Source organism: Streptomyces sp. NBC_00568 (genome assembly GCF_026341855.1).
Lineage (GTDB): Bacteria > Actinomycetota > Actinomycetes > Streptomycetales > Streptomycetaceae > Streptomyces.
In genome coordinates this window covers 5,168,551-5,184,004 of the sequence record NZ_JAPENW010000001.1, presented here as the reverse complement: position 1 = coordinate 5,184,004, position 15,454 = coordinate 5,168,551, and the positions used below count along the sequence as shown (strand labels likewise).

Here is a 15,454-nt window from a genome sequence, read left to right as displayed (position 1 = left end):
GCGTGCACTTACTGGACGGTCTCCGGCGCCGATGCAAAGATGCGGCGCAACCTGCCCAGTCCCCGCGTGGAAGGAGCCTCTGCGATGCAGGGCGACCCCGAGGTCATCGAATTCCTCAACGAGCAGCTGACCGGTGAGCTGACCGCGATCAACCAGTACTTCCTGCACGCGAAGATGCAGGAGAACTTCGGCTGGACGAAGCTCGCGAAGTACACCCGGCACGAGTCGTTCGACGAGATGAAGCACGCGGAGGTGCTCACCGACCGCATCCTCTTCCTGGACGGACTGCCGAACTACCAGCGGCTCTTCCACGTCCGGGTGGGACAGACGGTCACCGAGATGTTCCAGGCCGACCGGCAGGTGGAAGTCGAGGCGATCGACCGCCTCAAGCGCGGGATCGAGGTGATGCGCGCCAAGGGCGACATCACGTCCGCGAACATCTTCGAGTCGATCCTCGAGGACGAGGAACACCACATCGACTATCTCGACACCCAGCTGGAACTGGTCGAGAAGCTCGGCGAGGCGCTCTACATCGCGCAGCTCGTCGAGCAGCCGGAGAGTTAGGCGGCCTCGCGCCCGGCGGTCTCGACCGGTCCGAGGACTTCGGAGAGCACCGGCATGCCCTGGTCGGCCAGCTCACGACGCGGACACGAGCCCCTGCCCAGCAGTGACTGGATCCGGCGTACGCACGAACCGCAGTCCGTGCCCGCCTTGGAGGCCGAGGCTATCTGCCGAGGAGTGCAGGCGCCGTCCTCCGCGTGCTTCTTCACCTGCTGTTCGGTGATCCCGAAGCAACTGCAGACGTACACGCGGTCCACCTCCCGCCGGAATCATCAGGTCGCGCCATCCCGTTAATCGGTGAGGCTAACCTAACCTTACCCGGCACATAGGAACCAGAAAAGTGGTGTGGGGCGCGGATCGCATGTGATCCGCGCCCCACATCATGTGCCGGTAACAGGCGCACTACCTGTTGATCTGCTACTGGTCGCGGTACATCTCCGCGACGAGGAACGCCAGGTCAAGGGACTGGCTGCGGTTCAGACGGGGGTCGCAGGCCGTCTCGTAGCGCTGGTGCAGGTCGTCGACGAAGATCTCGTCGCCGCCGCCCACGCACTCGGTGACGTCGTCACCGGTGAGCTCGACGTGGATGCCGCCCGGGTGCGTGCCGAGGCCCTTGTGGACCTCGAAGAAGCCCTTGACCTCGTCGAGCACGTCGTCGAAGCGGCGGGTCTTGTGGCCCGAGGCCGCCTCGAAGGTGTTGCCGTGCATCGGGTCGGTCACCCAGGCCACGGTCGCGCCGGAGGCGGTGACCTTCTCGACCAGCTCGGGCAGCTTGTCGCGGACCTTGTCCGCGCCCATCCGCACGATGAAGGTGAGACGGCCCGGCTCGCGGTCCGGGTCGAGGCGCTCGATGTACTGCAGCGCCTCCTCGGCCGTCGTCGTCGGGCCCAGCTTGATCCCGATCGGGTTCCGGATCTTCGACGCGAACTCGATGTGCGCGCCGTCCAGCTGACGAGTGCGCTCACCGATCCACACCATGTGGCCCGAGACGTCGTACAGGTGGCCCGTGCGCGAGTCGACACGGGTCAGCGCCGACTCGTAGTCGAGGAGCAGCGCCTCGTGGGAGGCGTAGAACTCGACGGTCTTGAACTCCTCCGGGTCGGTTCCGCAGGCCCGCATGAAGTTCATCGCGTTGTCGATCTCGCGTGCCAGCTGCTCGTAGCGCTGACCGGAGGGGGACGACTTCACGAAGTCCTGGTTCCAGGCATGCACCTGGCGCAGGTCGGCGTAGCCGCCGGTGGCGAAGGCGCGCACCAGGTTGAGCGTGGAGGCGGACGCGTTGTACATCCGCTTCAGGCGCTCGGGGTCCGGGATACGCGACTTCTCGTCGAAGTCGAAGCCGTTGACCGAGTCGCCCCGGTACGTCGGCAGGGTCACGCCGTCGCGGGTCTCGGTGCCCTTGGAGCGCGGCTTCGAGTACTGGCCGGCGATCCGGCCGACCTTCACCACCGGCACCGAGGCGGCGTACGTGAGCACGGCGCCCATCTGGAGCAGGGTCTTGAGCTTGTTGCGGATGTGGTCGGCCGACACGGCGTCGAAGGCCTCGGCGCAGTCGCCGCCCTGGAGAAGGAACGCCTCTCCCTTGGCGACGGACGCCATCCGGGCGCGCAGCTGGTCGCACTCGCCCGCGAAGACGAGCGGCGGATACGACGCGAGGTCCGCGATCACATCGCGCAGAGCCTCGGCATCGGGGTACTCGGGCTGCTGCGCCGCGGGCAGGTCTCGCCAGGTGTTGCCAGCGCTCGCGCTGGACTTAGCGTTCACGGTCACCCCCACAACATTACGGGGTCGTGTCGGACGTCCATCCACATGCTCATCAAGTGAGACGAACCCCGCTCGATCGACAACTCTCCGGGCGGCCGTACGACCGGTCGCAGCGCCGCCCGGAGAAGGAATCCGCTAGTCCACGTCGAGCCGGTCGCGGTCGATGGAGATCTTCACACCGCCATGGGTCTCGGTCGTGTCGCCGACGTACTGGTGGATGCGCTGGTGCTTGGACCACAGCGACGAGGGGATCGACGCGTCGGACGTGGTCGACTCACGGTTCCAGCGGGCGAAGTGGATCACGTCGGGCAGGGTGATGGAGGCCCGGTTGGCGATCAGGTCGGAGACCAGGGACGAGGTGTTGCCGTACGCGCCGGAGCGGTAGCCGAGCGCGTGCAGGCGCTCGGTGTAGGAGTCGATGTAGGCGAGCACCTGGTCGGTGACCTTGCCGCCGGGCTCGTAGTGCTCCAGGTCGTTGTAGATCACCGTGCCCTTGCCGAAGCCCAGCGCGGCGGCCTGCTTGACCGCGTCGTCGGCGGCCGCGGTGCCCTGCGGCACCGGGCTGGTGATCGCCGCGCAGCCGCCCCCGCAGCTGCCGCCGTCGGAGGAGGGCTGCCGGCCGACGTACAGCGGGAAGAACCGCCAGCCGCGCGTGTACTGGGTGCGCACCCAGTCGGCGGTCAGGTGCTGCTGGGCGCAGGCGCGGTTGAGTCCTCCGATGTAGACGCCGATGGCGCCGTAGCCGGAGTCGTCGCGCCAGGCGTCCATCGCCGACTGGCTCGGGGCGGTGCAGGCGTCGAAGCCCTCCCCTCGGAAGGAGGTCGCGTCGGCGGGCAGCGGGGCCGCCGCGGGCCGTTCCGCGGGTTCGTCGGGCCGTGCGGCGGCTACGGGCAGCCCGGCGCTGCGCAGGACGTCCTGGATCCGGGTGCGGTCGTATCCATAGGCGGCGGTGACGACGATGCGGTGACCGGTGGCCCGGTAGGTGCGGGCCGTGGGGTTCTCGGTGACCGCGCTCGGGGCGGTGGGGGCGGGCTGGATCAGCAGCGCCTCGGTACGTCCGCTGGCCCGGGCCGGGCAGTTCTGGTGGTTGCCCGGCCTGCCGAGGTAGACGACGTGCCGGTCGAAGCGGACGCAGGTGTCGGGATGTTTCTTCAGGTCGACGATCTGCCAGGACGCGGGAACGGTGAAGGTGTGACCGCGGTAGTCGACCTGGGTCAGGTCCTCGGAGTCGGTCGGGCGCGGGGCCGAGAGCGCGGGGCCGAGCGGCCCGGCGGCGAGGGCGGCGGCCGCGAGGAGCACGGTCAGGGCGCGGGCGCCGGTCCGGCGGGTCTGGGACGAGCGGGCTGTGAGCATGGTTCTCGCTTCTCGGTGGGTTCGGACTGTCTGGCCATCCATGGCCGGTGGCCGTGCGGTCGGAACGCCACGCGGGGACGGTTCACGCTGTTGCCCGCCCCTCGCTGTCGGGTAGGGTGCGGCGCATGTTCGCGCATTCGAACCAGAACTGGTGGTGGACCGCTCATCCGGCGGCCCACTGACTGCGCGTACGCACGACTTCGCGAAGGCCGCCCGAGGGGCGGCCTTCGGTGTTTGCGGACCCGGGTCGTTCCTCTCCGAGATGCATCATTCGAGAGAAGGACCGCACCGATGAATCTGCTCGACCTGCTGGACGATTCCCGCCCCTTCGCCCTGCTGCGCCGCCGCACCCCGGGCCGCGACCACGACGTGGTGGAGCTGCTGATGGGGCCGGTGCGCGAGGTGGAGCGCCTCGCCGACATCCCCGACGAGGGCCTCGCGCTGATCCCGTTCCGGCAGATCCGGGAGCGCGGTTTCGACGTCCGCGACGACGGCACCCCGCTGGCGGTACTCACCCCCGAGGAGCGTCACGAACTGCCGCTAGCGCAGGCGCTGGCGCAGCTGCCGGCGCACGACGTGCGGGTCGAGGACGGCGGCTTCGACGTCGACGACGAGGAGTACTCCGGGATCGTCGAGCGGGTGCTGCGGGAGGAGATCGGGCGCGGCGAGGGTGCGAACTTCGTGATCCGGCGGACGTACGAGGGACGGATCCCGGGGTTCGGACGGGCCGACGCCCTGGCGCTCTTCCGCCGGCTCCTGGTCGGCGAGCGGGGCGCGTACTGGACGTTCGTGGTGCACACCGGGGAGCGGACGCTGGTCGGGGCGAGCCCGGAGGTGCATGTGCGGATGTCCGCCGGGACCGTCGTGATGAACCCGATCAGCGGGACCTACCGCTACCCGGACGGGGGCCCGACGCCCGAGGACCTGCTCGCGTTCCTCTCGGACGGCAAGGAGATCGAGGAGCTCTCGATGGTCGTCGACGAGGAGCTCAAGATGATGTGCACCGTCGGTGACATGGGCGGCGTGGTGATCGGACCGCGGCTCAAGGAGATGGCCCATCTCGCGCACACCGAGTACGAGTTGCGGGGCCGCTCCTCGCTGGACGTGCGGGAGGTGCTGCGGGAGACCATGTTCGCGGCGACCGTCACCGGCTCGCCCGTGCAGAACGCCTGCCGTGTCATCGAGCGCCACGAGGTCGGCGGGCGCGGCTACTACGCGGGCGCGCTGGCGCTGGTCGGGCGGCAGCCGGGGGACGGCTCGGAGGGAACGGCCGGCGGGCAGACGCTCGACTCCCCGATCCTCATCCGTACCGCCGACATCGACGCGGGCGGACGCCTGCGGGTGCCGGTCGGCGCCACCCTCGTACGGGGATCGGATCCGGCGGGCGAGGTCGCCGAGACGCACGCCAAGGCGGCGGGTGTGCTGGCCGCCTTGGGAGTGCGCCCCGGCAGGCCGCGGCCGGACGGCGTACGGCCGCGGCTGGGCGACGATCCGCGGGTGCGGGCGTCGCTGGACGGCCGGCGGGCCTCGCTGGCGCCGTTCTGGCTGCGGATGCAGGAGCGCTCACGGGAACTCGCGGGACACGCGCTGATCGTGGACGCCGAGGACACCTTCACCGCGATGCTGGCGCATCTGCTGCGGTCGTCCGGACTCGAGGTGACGGTGCGCCGCTACGACGAGCCGGGGCTGCGGGACGCGGTCCGCGCGCACGAGGGGCCGGTGGTCCTCGGCCCCGGCCCCGGCGACCCGTCCGATCCGGCGGACCCCAAGATGCGCTTCCTGCGGGCGCTCACCGCCGAGGCGATCCGGGGACACCGGCACGGCGTGCTCGGTGTCTGCCTCGGGCACGAGCTGATCGCGGCCGAGCTGGGACTGGAGATCGTCCGCAAGGACGTGCCCTACCAGGGCGCGCAGACCGCTGTCGATCTCTTCGGGCGGGTGGAGACCGTCGGCTTCTACAACAGCTTCGTGGCACGCTGCGACGACGACGCGCTGGTGGAGCTGTCGGCGCACGGCGTCGAGGTCAGCCGCGGCGTGAACGGTGAGGTGCACGCGCTGCGCGGTCCCGGGTTCGCGGGTGTGCAGTTCCACCCGGAGTCGGTGCTGACGCTGAACGGTGCGGCCGTCGTGCGGGAGTTGACCGGTCAGCTGCGGGGCACCAGCACGTTCTCCGAGCGGCGGCCCTCGGTGTAGTCGAGGACGTTCTTGACCGTGGCCTCGACGATCTGGCCGACGGCGTCGCCGGTGTAGTACGCCTGGTGCGAGGTGACCAGGACGTTCGGGAAGGTGACCAGGCGGGCCAGGGTGTCGTCCTCGACGGTCTCGAGGGACTTGTCGAGGAAGAACAGCCCGGCCTCCGCCTCGTACACGTCGAGGCCGACACCCGTGAAGCGGCCCTCGCGCAGCTGGGCGACGAGGGCCTGGCTGTCGATCAGGCCGCCGCGGCTGGAGTTCACCAGGATCGCGTCGTCCTTCATCATCCGCAGCGCGTCGGCGTCGATGAGGTGCTGCGTCCCCGGCATCAGCGGGACATGCAGGGTGACGAGGTCGGACTCGGCGAGAAGGCGTTCCTTGGAGACGTACTTCATGCCGAGTCCGGCGCAGGCAGGGTTCTCCGCGATGTCCCAGCCGAGCAGGTTCATGCCGAAGCCGTGGGCGATCCGGGTGAAGGCCTCGCCGATCTTCCCGGTCCCGATGACGCCCGCGGTGCGGCCGTGCATGTCACGGCCCATCAGTCCGTCGAGGCGGAAGTCGAAGTCGCGGGTGCGGTTGGCGGCGCGCACGATACGGCGGTTGACGGCCATGGCGAGGGTCCAGGCGAACTCGGCGACCGAGTAGGGCGAGTAGTACGAGACCCGGGCGACCGTCATGCCGAGGCGCTCGGCGACCTCGAGGTCGATGTTGTTGAACCCGGTGGAGCGCTGGGCGACGAGCTGGGTTCCGCCGGTCGCCAGGGTCTGCAGGACACGGTGCCCCAGGCCGCAGTTGACGCTGGTGGAGACGGCCTCGTAGCCGGCCGCGATGGGAGCGGTGTCCTCGGTGAGGAAGACGTCGAGGCACCGGACCTCATGGCGTCCCGCGAAGGCCTTCTCGATCAGGGGCTTCTCGTCGGACTGGACGCCGAACGCCACGATCTCCACCGGCTTCTCCCGTTCTGGAGGGTACGGGCCGAATATACGGCCCGTACCCCCAGGTCGCAGAGGCTCCGCAGATCGCGGACGCGCCGCCGTCAGCCGAAGAAGACGCCGACCTCCTCGTAGAGCTTCGGGTCGACGGTCTTCAGCTTGGCGGTGGCCTCCGCGATCGGAACGCGGACGATGTCCGTGCCGCGCAGGGCCACCATCTTCCCGAAGTCGCCGTCCCGGACGGCCTCGATGGCGTGCAGGCCGAAGCGGGTGGCGAGCCAGCGGTCGAAGGCGCTGGGCGTCCCGCCGCGCTGGACGTGCCCGAGGACCGTGGTGCGTGCCTCCTTGCCGGTGCGCCGCTCGATCTCCTTGGCCAGCCACTCGCCGACTCCGGAGAGCCGGACATGTCCGAAGGAGTCCAGCGTGCCGTCCTTGAGGACCATGTCGCCGTCCTTGGGCATGGCACCCTCGGCGACGACCACGATCGGCGCGTACGACGCCTTGAAGCGCGAGGTCACCCAGGCGCAGACCTTCTCGACGTCGAAGCGCTGCTCGGGGATGAGGATGACGTTCGCGCCGCCGGCCAGGCCCGAGTGGATGGCGATCCAGCCCGCGTGGCGGCCCATCACCTCGCAGACGAGGACGCGCATGTGCGATTCGGCGGTGGTGTGGAGGCGGTCGATGGCCTCGGTCGCGATGTTGACCGCCGTGTCGAAGCCGAAGGTGTAGTCGGTGGCGGAGAGGTCGTTGTCGATGGTCTTCGGCACGCCGATGACGTGGATGCCGTATTCGTCGCCGAGCCGCGCGGCGACGCCGAGGGTGTCCTCGCCGCCGATCGCGATGAGCGCGTCGACCTCCTGCTTGGCGAGGTTCTCCTTGATCCGGCGGATGCCGTTCTCGTGCTTGAGGGGGTTGGTGCGCGAGGATCCGAGGATGGTGCCGCCGCGCGGCAGGATGCCGCGCACGGCGGGGATGTCGAGCCGGACGGTGTCGCCTTCGAGCGGCCCCCGCCAGCCGTCCCGGTAACCGACGAAGTCATAGCCGTACTCCTGCACGCCCTTGCGGACGATGCCCCGGATGACGGCGTTGAGCCCGGGGCAGTCGCCGCCTCCGGTCAGTACTCCGACCCGCATGGAAAGTCCCTTCGCCATGGTTGGCTGTCGGACTCACGCTAATAGTGATCCAGGTCACTTCGGCATGGTGCGGAAGGTCTATTCCGGTGAATTGTCGGGTAGTTGATCAAGACAGATCACCCAAAAGGTCGTACCGGGCGGGTCAGGCCTCGTCCAGGCCGCGCTCGATGGCGTAGCGGACCAGCTCGACGCGGTTGTGCAGCTGGAGCTTGCCCAGGGTGTTCTGCACATGGTTCTGGACCGTGCGGTGGGAGATGACCAGGCGCTCGGCGATCTGCTTGTAGCTCAGCCCCTTGGCGACCAGGCGGAGCACCTCGGTCTCACGGTCGGTCAGCTGCGGGGCCCTCGGCTCGTCGCCGCCCGTGGCGGTGACCGGCTCCGAGGCCAGCCGGCGGTACTCGCCGAGGACCAGGCCCGCGAGGCCCGGTGTGAACACCGGGTCGCCGACGGCCGTGCGGCGCACCGCGTCGGTCAGCTCCTCGGCGGACGCCGACTTCAGGAGGTAGCCGGTCGCGCCGGACTTCACCGCCTCGAGCACGTCGGCGTGCTCACCACTGGCCGACAGGACCAGAACACGCAGGGCCTGATTGGCTCCGACCAGCTCCTTGCAGACCTGGACACCGGGCTTGGCGGGCAGGTTCAGATCGAGGACGAGCACGTCGGGCGCCGCCGCCAGGGCGCGGCGCACCGCCTGCTCGCCGTCGCCCGCGGTGGCGACCACGTCGAACCCGGCGGCAGCCAGGTCACGGGCCACGGCGTCGCGCCACATGGGGTGGTCGTCCACCACCATGACCTTGATGGGGCCCTCCCCCGCCCGGCGCTCCGCCACCGTCGTCCCGCTCGTCATCGCCCTACCATCGCCTTCGTCATCGTGTCTTCGCCTTCCCCCGTGCGTCCTTCGGTACCTTCAGCTCGACCTCGGTGCCCTGCCCCGGGACCGAGATCAGTTCGGCCGTGCCGCCCAGCTCGCGCAGCCTGCCGCGGATCGACAGCGCCACCCCGAGCCGCCCCTCGCCCTCGGCCTGGGCGAGCCGCCCCTCCGGGATGCCGGGGCCGTCGTCGCGCACCGTCACGATCACCGCGTCCGGTTCGTCCTCGACCAGGATCCAGGCACGGGCGTCCGCGCCCACGTGCTTGCGCACATTGTCCAGCGCGGCGCCGACGGCCGCGGCCAGTTCCCGCGCCGCGGCCGGGGTGAGCGGCACCGGCGCGCCGGGCTCGGAGAAGGTCACGCGCGCGGTGGCGTACGGGGCGAGCAGGGCACGCAGGTCGACGGCGTCCGTGCCCGCGAGGTCCTCGTCGTCGGGTTCGTCGACGGCTCGTACGACCGCGCCGAGGGCGGCGTCCTCCGACACGCGGGAGACAGGCACCAGACCGCCCGACACGAGCGTGCGCAGCGCGACCTCCTGCTCACCGGCCATCCGGCCCAGCTCGGCCGCCTCGCCGCCGAGCGCGCTGCCGCGCCGCTGCACCATGGCGAGGACCTGGAGCACGCCGTCGTGGATGTCACGGGCGAGGCGCTCGCGTTCCCGGGTGGCGGCCTCGATCTCCAGGGCGCGGGCGAGGGTTCGCTCGGAGGCGCGGGCGACCTCGACGACATAGCCGATGGCGATGGACGCGACCCAGACGAGGATCACGTTGTGCACGGTGTCGCGGGTCGGGGCGCCGCGCTCGACGATGTTGGCCGCGGCGACGAGCGTGGAGGCGAAGGCCGCCCACCGCCAGCCGCCCTTGATCGCGAAGGCGAGGACGGCACCCGCCGTCCATATCGACGGCAGCGTCGGGCCGCCCGACTCGATGCGCGCGCCGGAGTCGGCGACCCGGGTGAGCATGATGCCGACCAGCGCGACGGTCAGGTCCGCGGCGAGGAACCGCTTGGTGCAGTTCGCCGCGCCGGCGACCTTCGGGAGAGTGGCCAGCGTCCAGACGAGCAGGAACGCGAAGAACGCGACGGCCACCCACGGGCGGGTGAACGTGTCGTACGCGGTGGCGAAGAGCCCGATCGCGTACAGCACCGTCAGGACCCGGTACCCGGTCAGCGCACGCCACAGCGGCTGCTCGACCGACATCCTCATGACTCTCTCGCGCTTGGCCATGCCCCCCACCCCACACTGCCGACGTCCTGACGGACGCTTCTAGGAGCCGGACCGTTGCCTGTCGGTCGGTTCGGCTTCCCCGGCGGTCCCCTGCTCGGCCTGCTTCTCGGCCGCCTGCTTCTCCGCCTGTTCGGCCGCCTGCTGCTCGGCCTGCTCCTCGGCCGCCTGCTTCTCCGCCTGTTCGGCCGCCTGCTGCTCGGCCTGCTCCTCGGCCGCCCGCTGCTCGGCCGCCTGCTTCTCGGCCTGTTCTGCCGCCTGCTTCTCGGCCTGCTCCTTGGCCGCCTGCTTCTCGGCCTGCGCGAGCGCCGCCTTCGCCGCCTTCTCCGCGTCCTTCTCGGCCTTGGCCGCGTCCGCGATCTGCCGCTTGGCGGCCGTCGCGTACATGTCCACGTACTCCTGGCCGGAGAGCTTCATGATCTCGTACATGACCTCGTCGGTCACCGCGCGCAGCACGAACCGGTCGTGCTCCATCCCGCTGTAGCGGCTGAAGTCCAGCGGCTTGCCGATGCGGATGCCCGGGCGCATCAGCTTGGGCATCACCTTGCCCGGCGGCTGGATCTTCTCCGTGTCGATCATCGCGACGGGGATGACGGGCGCGCCGGTGGCGAGGGCCACGCGCGCGAGGCCACCGGGCTTGCCCCGGTAGAGACGGCCGTCGGGCGAGCGCGTGCCCTCCGGGTAGATGCCGAACAGTTCACCGCGCTCGATCACGTCTATGCCGCTCTTGATGGCCGCCTCGCCCGCGCCGCGCGCGCCGGAACGGTCCACCGGGAGCTGGCCGACGCCCTTGAAGAAGGCGGCGGTCATCCGTCCCTTGATACCGGGGGTCGTGAAGTACTCGGCCTTCGCGATGAAGGTCACCTTGCGGTCGAGGACCGCGGGCAGGAAGAACGAGTCCGAGAACGACAGGTGATTGCTCGCCAGAATGGCCGGGCCCTCGGCGGGGATGTTCTCGAGGCCTTCCACCCAGGGCCTGAAGGCGAGCTTCAGTGGCCCTCCGATGGAAAACTTCATTGCGCCGTAGATCACCCGAGTGCCTCCTGTGTCGTAGATCAGACCTTAACCCGGAGCACCGCCAAAGGACCCGACGACCCTGGTCGGTGTCAGTACGGTCGCGTACGGTGAAGCACACCTGGAGTCGTTCCCGCCCTTCTCATGAACAGGAGACCGAGGTGCCGGTCCTTCCTGGAGCCGAGCCGTTCCGCCACGAGGGCGGAGAGGTCGGTGTCCTTCTCTGCCACGGTTTCACCGGCACCCCGCAGTCGCTTCGCCCCTGGGCGGAGTTTCTCGCCGAGCGCGGTCTCACCGTCGCGCTGCCCCTGCTGCCGGGACACGGCACGCGCTGGGAGGACATGCAGCTCACCGGCTGGCAGGACTGGTACGCGGAGCTGGACCGCGAGCTGCGTGCCCTGCGTGAGAGCTGCTCCCGGGTCTTCGTCTTCGGGCTCTCCATGGGTGGTGCGCTGGCCATGCGGCTCGCGGCCAAGCACGGCGACGAGATCAGCGGCGTCGTGGTGGTCAACCCGCTGAACAAGGTGCACGGCCTCGCCGCGCGCGCCCTGCCTGTGCTCCGTCACCTCGTTCCCTCGTCGAAGGGCATCGCGAGCGACATCGCTAAGGAGGGCTCGGAGGAGATCGGCTACGACCGGGTGCCCCTGCACGCCGCGCACTCGATGCGAAAGCTGTGCGCGGTCGTGGACGCGGAGCTGCCGCAGGTCACCCAGCCGCTCCTGCTGCTGCACAGCCTCCAGGACCATGTGGTCCCCCCCGCCGACTCGGCGCGCGTCCTCGGCCGGGTGTCGTCCACGGACGTGACGGAGATCGTGCTGGAACAGAGCTACCACGTCGCGACGTTGGACCACGACGCGGACCGTGTCTTCGAGGAGAGCTACTCCTTCGTCACCCGGCTCGCGCCCGGTGCCGGCAAGGAGGCCGACGCGGGTCAGGTGGGTCGGCAGGAAGGGACGGCAGCCGGTGGCTGAGCACGACGCGGACCGCGGCGATTCCGAGGAGAAGGGCGTACCTGTCGGCGAGCCGCTCGACGGGGCCCTCGGCGAGGGACGCGGGGATTCCCTCGGCGAGTCGCTCGGTGATGCCCGCGGGGAGTCGCTCGGCGACGAGCAGAGCGTGCCCTTCGACGAGGACGCCGCCTGGCGGTCGATCGTCGAGAGCTACGGCGAGGAGCCGCCGGACCCGCCCGGCTCGAAGCCGTTCAGGTCGGTGGAGGACCTGGCGCTCCCGGAGCCCGGAACGGTGACTGCCGCAGGACCCGAGGCCGGTGCCAAGAGCGCCAAGGGCACCAAGGATGCCGAGAGTGCCGAGGACGGCACGGACGAGGCGGTCGACGCGTCGGCTCCGGGAGCCGCGTCCGAGCCGGAGGCCGCCTCCGGCGACCAGCCCCCCGCCGTCAAGCCCCTCGGCAGCTCGATCGCCTTCGCCCCGGGCGTCGGCGGCCCCCGTGACTACCGGGCGCCCGAGCCGGCCGAGGACGACTTCGACGAGGACGACGAGGGTCACTTCGTACCGCCGGAGCCGCCTCCGCTGCCGGCCGCGGACACGACCGCCAAGTTCGCCTGGCTCGGCGTGCTCGGCGGCCCCGCCCTGCTGCTGCTGGCCGTTCTGCTCGGCTGGGACATGACCTGGTGGCTCACCACGCTCGGTATCGGCGGCTTCCTCGGCGGCTTCGCCACGCTGGTGACGCGCATGAAGGGCGACGACGAGGACCTCGACGACCCGGGGCGCGGCGCGGTGGTCTGACCGGGCTCCGGCCAGGGGCGCCAGGACACGCCTCAGGACGCGGGCACTCTGAGGGCGGCCAGTACGGGCAGGTGGTCCGTGGCCGCCCTCAGGTCTGTCCCGGTGATGCCGGGAAGGCCGAGCGGCACCCCGCACCCGAGGACCTCGATGCCGGGCGTGGCGAAGATCGCGTCGATGCGCCGGTCGGGCCCCGTACGCGTCCAGGTGTGCTCCGTGCCCCAGGGCCGGGTCGCCCAGCCGTCCTGGAGCGTGCCCGCGAGGCGCCGGAACGAGGGGCCGGTGGGGCGTTCGTTGAGGTCGCCGCCCGCGACGGCGTGCGGGGTGCCGAGACCGGCGAGCCGGTCGAGGAGCATGCCGCTCTGCTCGTACCGCTCGTCCTTGTGGAGCGACAGATGGCAGCTCAGCACGCCGAGCCGGGCGCCGCCGAACCGGACGACCGCCGTGGCGAAGCCGCGTCGGTGCCGGCCGGGGGTGAGCGGGAGCAGCACGTCCTCGGTGCGCTCCACGGTGGCCCGCAGGGTGCACAGCAGGGCGGGGCCGGAGGCGGTGGCACCGCCGGACAGGACGACCTGGCCGGAGGCGGCCGCGAGACGCGCGAGCTTCTTGCGCCAGCGGAAGAAGCGCGGCGCCTCCTGGACCAGGACGAGGTCCGGTGCGCAGGCGCTGATCACGCGGGCGAGCGCGGCGGTGTCGTCGCGCATCGAGCGGATGTTGTAGCTGAGCACGCGGATGACGGCCGAACCGTCGGATTCGGTGCGGGACGCGGGCAGCGGACTGGCGGAAGGGCTGGTCGGCATGGCGATCAAGATACGCGCCGAGAGCCTTCCGGAAGGGGCGAAGGGCCGCTCCGACTCCGGGTGCATCACGCCCGCCGTTGGCGGGCGGCCCCCCTCCCGGCGCCCGCGTACGCCGTGCCTGGGCGCGGTCGGTTCCGTCCCTGCCCCTGTGCGGGGGCGCCCCGAGCCTGTGCAGCCGGGCGTCTGGTGGCTCCGACGGTCACTCGATCGGGTGAGGCCGGATACGGCGGCGCCCGCCGTCCCGTGGGGGTGCGACGGGCGCTGCCGTGCGACAGGGGTGCGTGCGCTACATGATCGGGTCGGGCTCCCGGGCCAGGTCCGCCGCTCCGACGAGACCCGCCTTGTTGCCCAGCTGGGCGGCGATCACATCGGCGACCGGGCGCCAGTTGCCGCCGACCAGCCAGCGCTTGTACGACTTACGGATCGGGTCGAGGACCAGTTCGCCCTCGTCCGAGAGGCCGCCGCCGACGATGAAGGCGGACGGGTCGAACAGCGAGGCGAGGTCGGCCAGACCCGCGCCGGCCCAGCGGGCCAGCTCGCGGTAGGAGTCCACCGCGACGTGGTCGCCCTGGCGGGCGGCCATGGAGATGTGCTTGCCCTCGATGCCATCGGGGGTGCCGTCACCGAGGCCCAGCAGGACCTCCGCGGCTTCCGGGGTCGCGTTGGCCCGCTGCTTGGCGTAGCGGACGAGGGCGCGCCCGGAGGCGTACTGCTCCCAGCAGCCCTGCGAGCCGCAGCCGCACAGCAGACCGTCCGGCACCATCCGGATGTGACCGAACTCCGCGGCCACGCCGAAGTGGCCGCGGCGCAGCTTGTTGCCGATGATGATGCCGCCGCCGAGGCCCGTGCCCAGGGTGATGCAGATGACGTTGCGGTGGCCCTTGCCCGCGCCGAACTTGTACTCGCCCCAGGCGGCCGCGTTCGCGTCGTTCTCCACGACGACCGGCAGACCGACACGCTGCTCGACCTCGGCCTTGAGCGGCTCGTTGCGCCAGTCGATGTTCGGCGCGAAATACACCGTCGAGCGCTGGCGGTTCACGTATCCGGCGGCACCGATACCGACACCCACGATGTCGTGACCGGCGCGCGCGCCCTCCACGGCCGAGGCGATGGCGTCAATAATGGCCTGCGACGTGGTCGGGGTCGGCACCTTGTGCGTCGAGAGGATGTTGCCTTCCTCGTCGACCACACCGGCCGCGATCTTCGTGCCGCCGATATCGACGCCGATGGTGAGTCCCATGAATCCCTCAGTTTCGGTCGAGCCCCGCTACGGCCAACCGTACCCGAGGGGCGATTAGTCCAGGTCGATGTGTTCGCCTGGACCGGGTTCCCCGTCGGGGGATCCCGTGCCCCGGGTGGTCCAGCGGCGCTCCTGGTTCTCGACGGCCGAGCGGTAGGCGGCGAGCAGTTCGGTGCCCGCGGCCGCGAGGTGGTCGAAGACCTCCGGGTTGCGCTCCATCACCGGTTCGACGGCGGCCTTGGCCTGCTGCACGACCTGGCTGACCATCTGCTGGGCGGTGCCGGAGGCGACCGCGCCGAACAGCGGGGACTGGAGCCCGGAGAGTTTGTCGGCGACGGCGTCGACGAGTTTGCGCAGTTCCTCGGCGGCCGAGCCCGGCGGCGGGCCGTGCTGGGCGCGGCGGCGGGCCTTCTCCTGCGCGAGGTCCTCGGCACAGGCCGTCGCCCACGCGTCGTCGTCGGTGGCGTGCGACTCTTCGACGCGCACCTCGTCGGCCGTCTCCTCCTGAGCGGCGTCGGATGTGGGGCGCTCTTCGCTCATGGCGGACTCCTGCCTAGCGTTCTTCGTGCCTTCGACGTTACCCGAACGGGGGTATCCCGTTCACCGTCTCCGGTGCCCCTTGTCGCGA

At 70.7% G+C, this 15,454-nt stretch carries 15 protein-coding genes and 1 pseudogene; 5 read left to right on the top strand and 11 right to left on the bottom strand.

The features are described from left to right. Nucleotides 1-84: 84 nt before the first annotated feature. Nucleotides 85-564 (top strand): bacterioferritin, encoded by a 480-nt coding sequence (gene bfr / locus OOK38_RS22460; protein WP_266757830.1) that lies wholly within the window; start codon nt 85-87, stop codon nt 562-564. Here bfr and OOK38_RS22455 read toward each other — a convergent pair. From OOK38_RS22455 to OOK38_RS22445, 3 genes are all read right to left on the bottom strand, one after another. Next, the gene (locus tag OOK38_RS22455) at nt 561-818 is read right to left on the bottom strand and encodes a bacterioferritin-associated ferredoxin (protein ID WP_266757831.1); all 258 of its coding nucleotides are present in this window, start codon (nt 816-818) and stop codon (nt 561-563) included. The genes bfr and OOK38_RS22455 overlap by 4 nt on opposite strands. A gap of 160 nt (nt 819-978) precedes the next feature. Next, nucleotides 979-2,331, bottom strand: coding sequence for a class II 3-deoxy-7-phosphoheptulonate synthase (locus OOK38_RS22450; protein ID WP_266757832.1), 1,353 nt, complete (start codon nt 2,329-2,331; stop codon nt 979-981). 129 nt (nt 2,332-2,460) lie between these two features. Next, entirely contained in the window at nt 2,461-3,678 is a 1,218-nt protein-coding gene (locus OOK38_RS22445) for a glycoside hydrolase domain-containing protein (RefSeq protein WP_266757833.1), read from the bottom strand. A gap of 125 nt (nt 3,679-3,803) precedes the next feature. On the opposite strand from OOK38_RS22445, the gene OOK38_RS34630 reads away from it, so the two are divergent. Both OOK38_RS34630 and OOK38_RS22440 read left to right on the top strand, forming a co-directional pair. Next, nucleotides 3,804-3,860 (top strand): trp operon leader peptide, encoded by a 57-nt coding sequence (locus OOK38_RS34630; protein WP_101392327.1) that lies wholly within the window; start codon nt 3,804-3,806, stop codon nt 3,858-3,860. A gap of 109 nt (nt 3,861-3,969) precedes the next feature. Beyond that, nucleotides 3,970-5,871, top strand: a complete 1,902-nt coding sequence (locus OOK38_RS22440) for an anthranilate synthase family protein (RefSeq protein WP_266848749.1) — start codon at nt 3,970-3,972, stop codon at nt 5,869-5,871. On the opposite strand, the gene OOK38_RS22435 is transcribed toward OOK38_RS22440, so the two are convergent. From OOK38_RS22435 to OOK38_RS22415, 5 genes and pseudogenes are all read right to left on the bottom strand, one after another. Next, the gene (locus OOK38_RS22435; RefSeq protein WP_266757835.1) at nt 5,823-6,818 is read right to left on the bottom strand and encodes a 2-hydroxyacid dehydrogenase; all 996 of its coding nucleotides are present in this window, start codon (nt 6,816-6,818) and stop codon (nt 5,823-5,825) included. The genes OOK38_RS22440 and OOK38_RS22435 overlap by 49 nt on opposite strands. A gap of 89 nt (nt 6,819-6,907) precedes the next feature. Further along, a complete protein-coding gene (locus OOK38_RS22430) occupies nt 6,908-7,936 on the bottom strand; it encodes a 6-phosphofructokinase (RefSeq protein ID WP_266757836.1) in 1,029 nt (342 codons plus the stop codon). 142 nt (nt 7,937-8,078) lie between these two features. Continuing rightward, nucleotides 8,079-8,726 carry a response regulator transcription factor gene (locus tag OOK38_RS22425; protein ID WP_323178847.1) on the bottom strand — a complete coding sequence of 216 codons (648 nt, stop codon included), beginning with the start codon at nt 8,724-8,726 and terminating at the stop codon, nt 8,079-8,081. 76 nt (nt 8,727-8,802) lie between these two features. After that, nucleotides 8,803-10,032, bottom strand: coding sequence for a MacS family sensor histidine kinase (locus OOK38_RS22420; RefSeq protein ID WP_266757838.1), 1,230 nt, complete (start codon nt 10,030-10,032; stop codon nt 8,803-8,805). Between the two features lie 258 nt (nt 10,033-10,290). Beyond that, nucleotides 10,291-11,046: pseudogene (locus OOK38_RS22415) on the bottom strand (lysophospholipid acyltransferase family protein); the annotation flags it as partial. Between the two features lie 158 nt (nt 11,047-11,204). Between OOK38_RS22415 and OOK38_RS22410 the strand changes: the two are divergent. Together OOK38_RS22410 and OOK38_RS22405 are read left to right on the top strand one after the other, a co-directional pair. Continuing rightward, nucleotides 11,205-12,014, top strand: a complete 810-nt coding sequence (locus OOK38_RS22410) for a carboxylesterase (protein ID WP_266848747.1) — start codon at nt 11,205-11,207, stop codon at nt 12,012-12,014. Further along, nucleotides 12,007-12,789 (top strand): hypothetical protein, encoded by a 783-nt coding sequence (locus OOK38_RS22405; protein WP_266848745.1) that lies wholly within the window; start codon nt 12,007-12,009, stop codon nt 12,787-12,789. Before OOK38_RS22410 ends, OOK38_RS22405 begins: the two co-directional genes overlap by 8 nt. Nucleotides 12,790-12,821: 32 nt before the next feature. Here the strand turns inward: OOK38_RS22405 and OOK38_RS22400 are convergent, their stop codons facing one another. From OOK38_RS22400 to OOK38_RS22390, 3 genes are all read right to left on the bottom strand, one after another. Next, nucleotides 12,822-13,586, bottom strand: a complete 765-nt coding sequence (locus OOK38_RS22400) for an endonuclease/exonuclease/phosphatase family protein (protein WP_266848743.1) — start codon at nt 13,584-13,586, stop codon at nt 12,822-12,824. Nucleotides 13,587-13,872: 286 nt separating this feature from the next. Then, nucleotides 13,873-14,826, bottom strand: a complete 954-nt coding sequence (locus OOK38_RS22395) for an ROK family glucokinase (protein ID WP_266757842.1) — start codon at nt 14,824-14,826, stop codon at nt 13,873-13,875. A gap of 54 nt (nt 14,827-14,880) precedes the next feature. Further along, entirely contained in the window at nt 14,881-15,366 is a 486-nt protein-coding gene (locus OOK38_RS22390) for a DUF5304 domain-containing protein (protein ID WP_266757843.1), read from the bottom strand. Nucleotides 15,367-15,454: the final 88 nt, after the last annotated feature.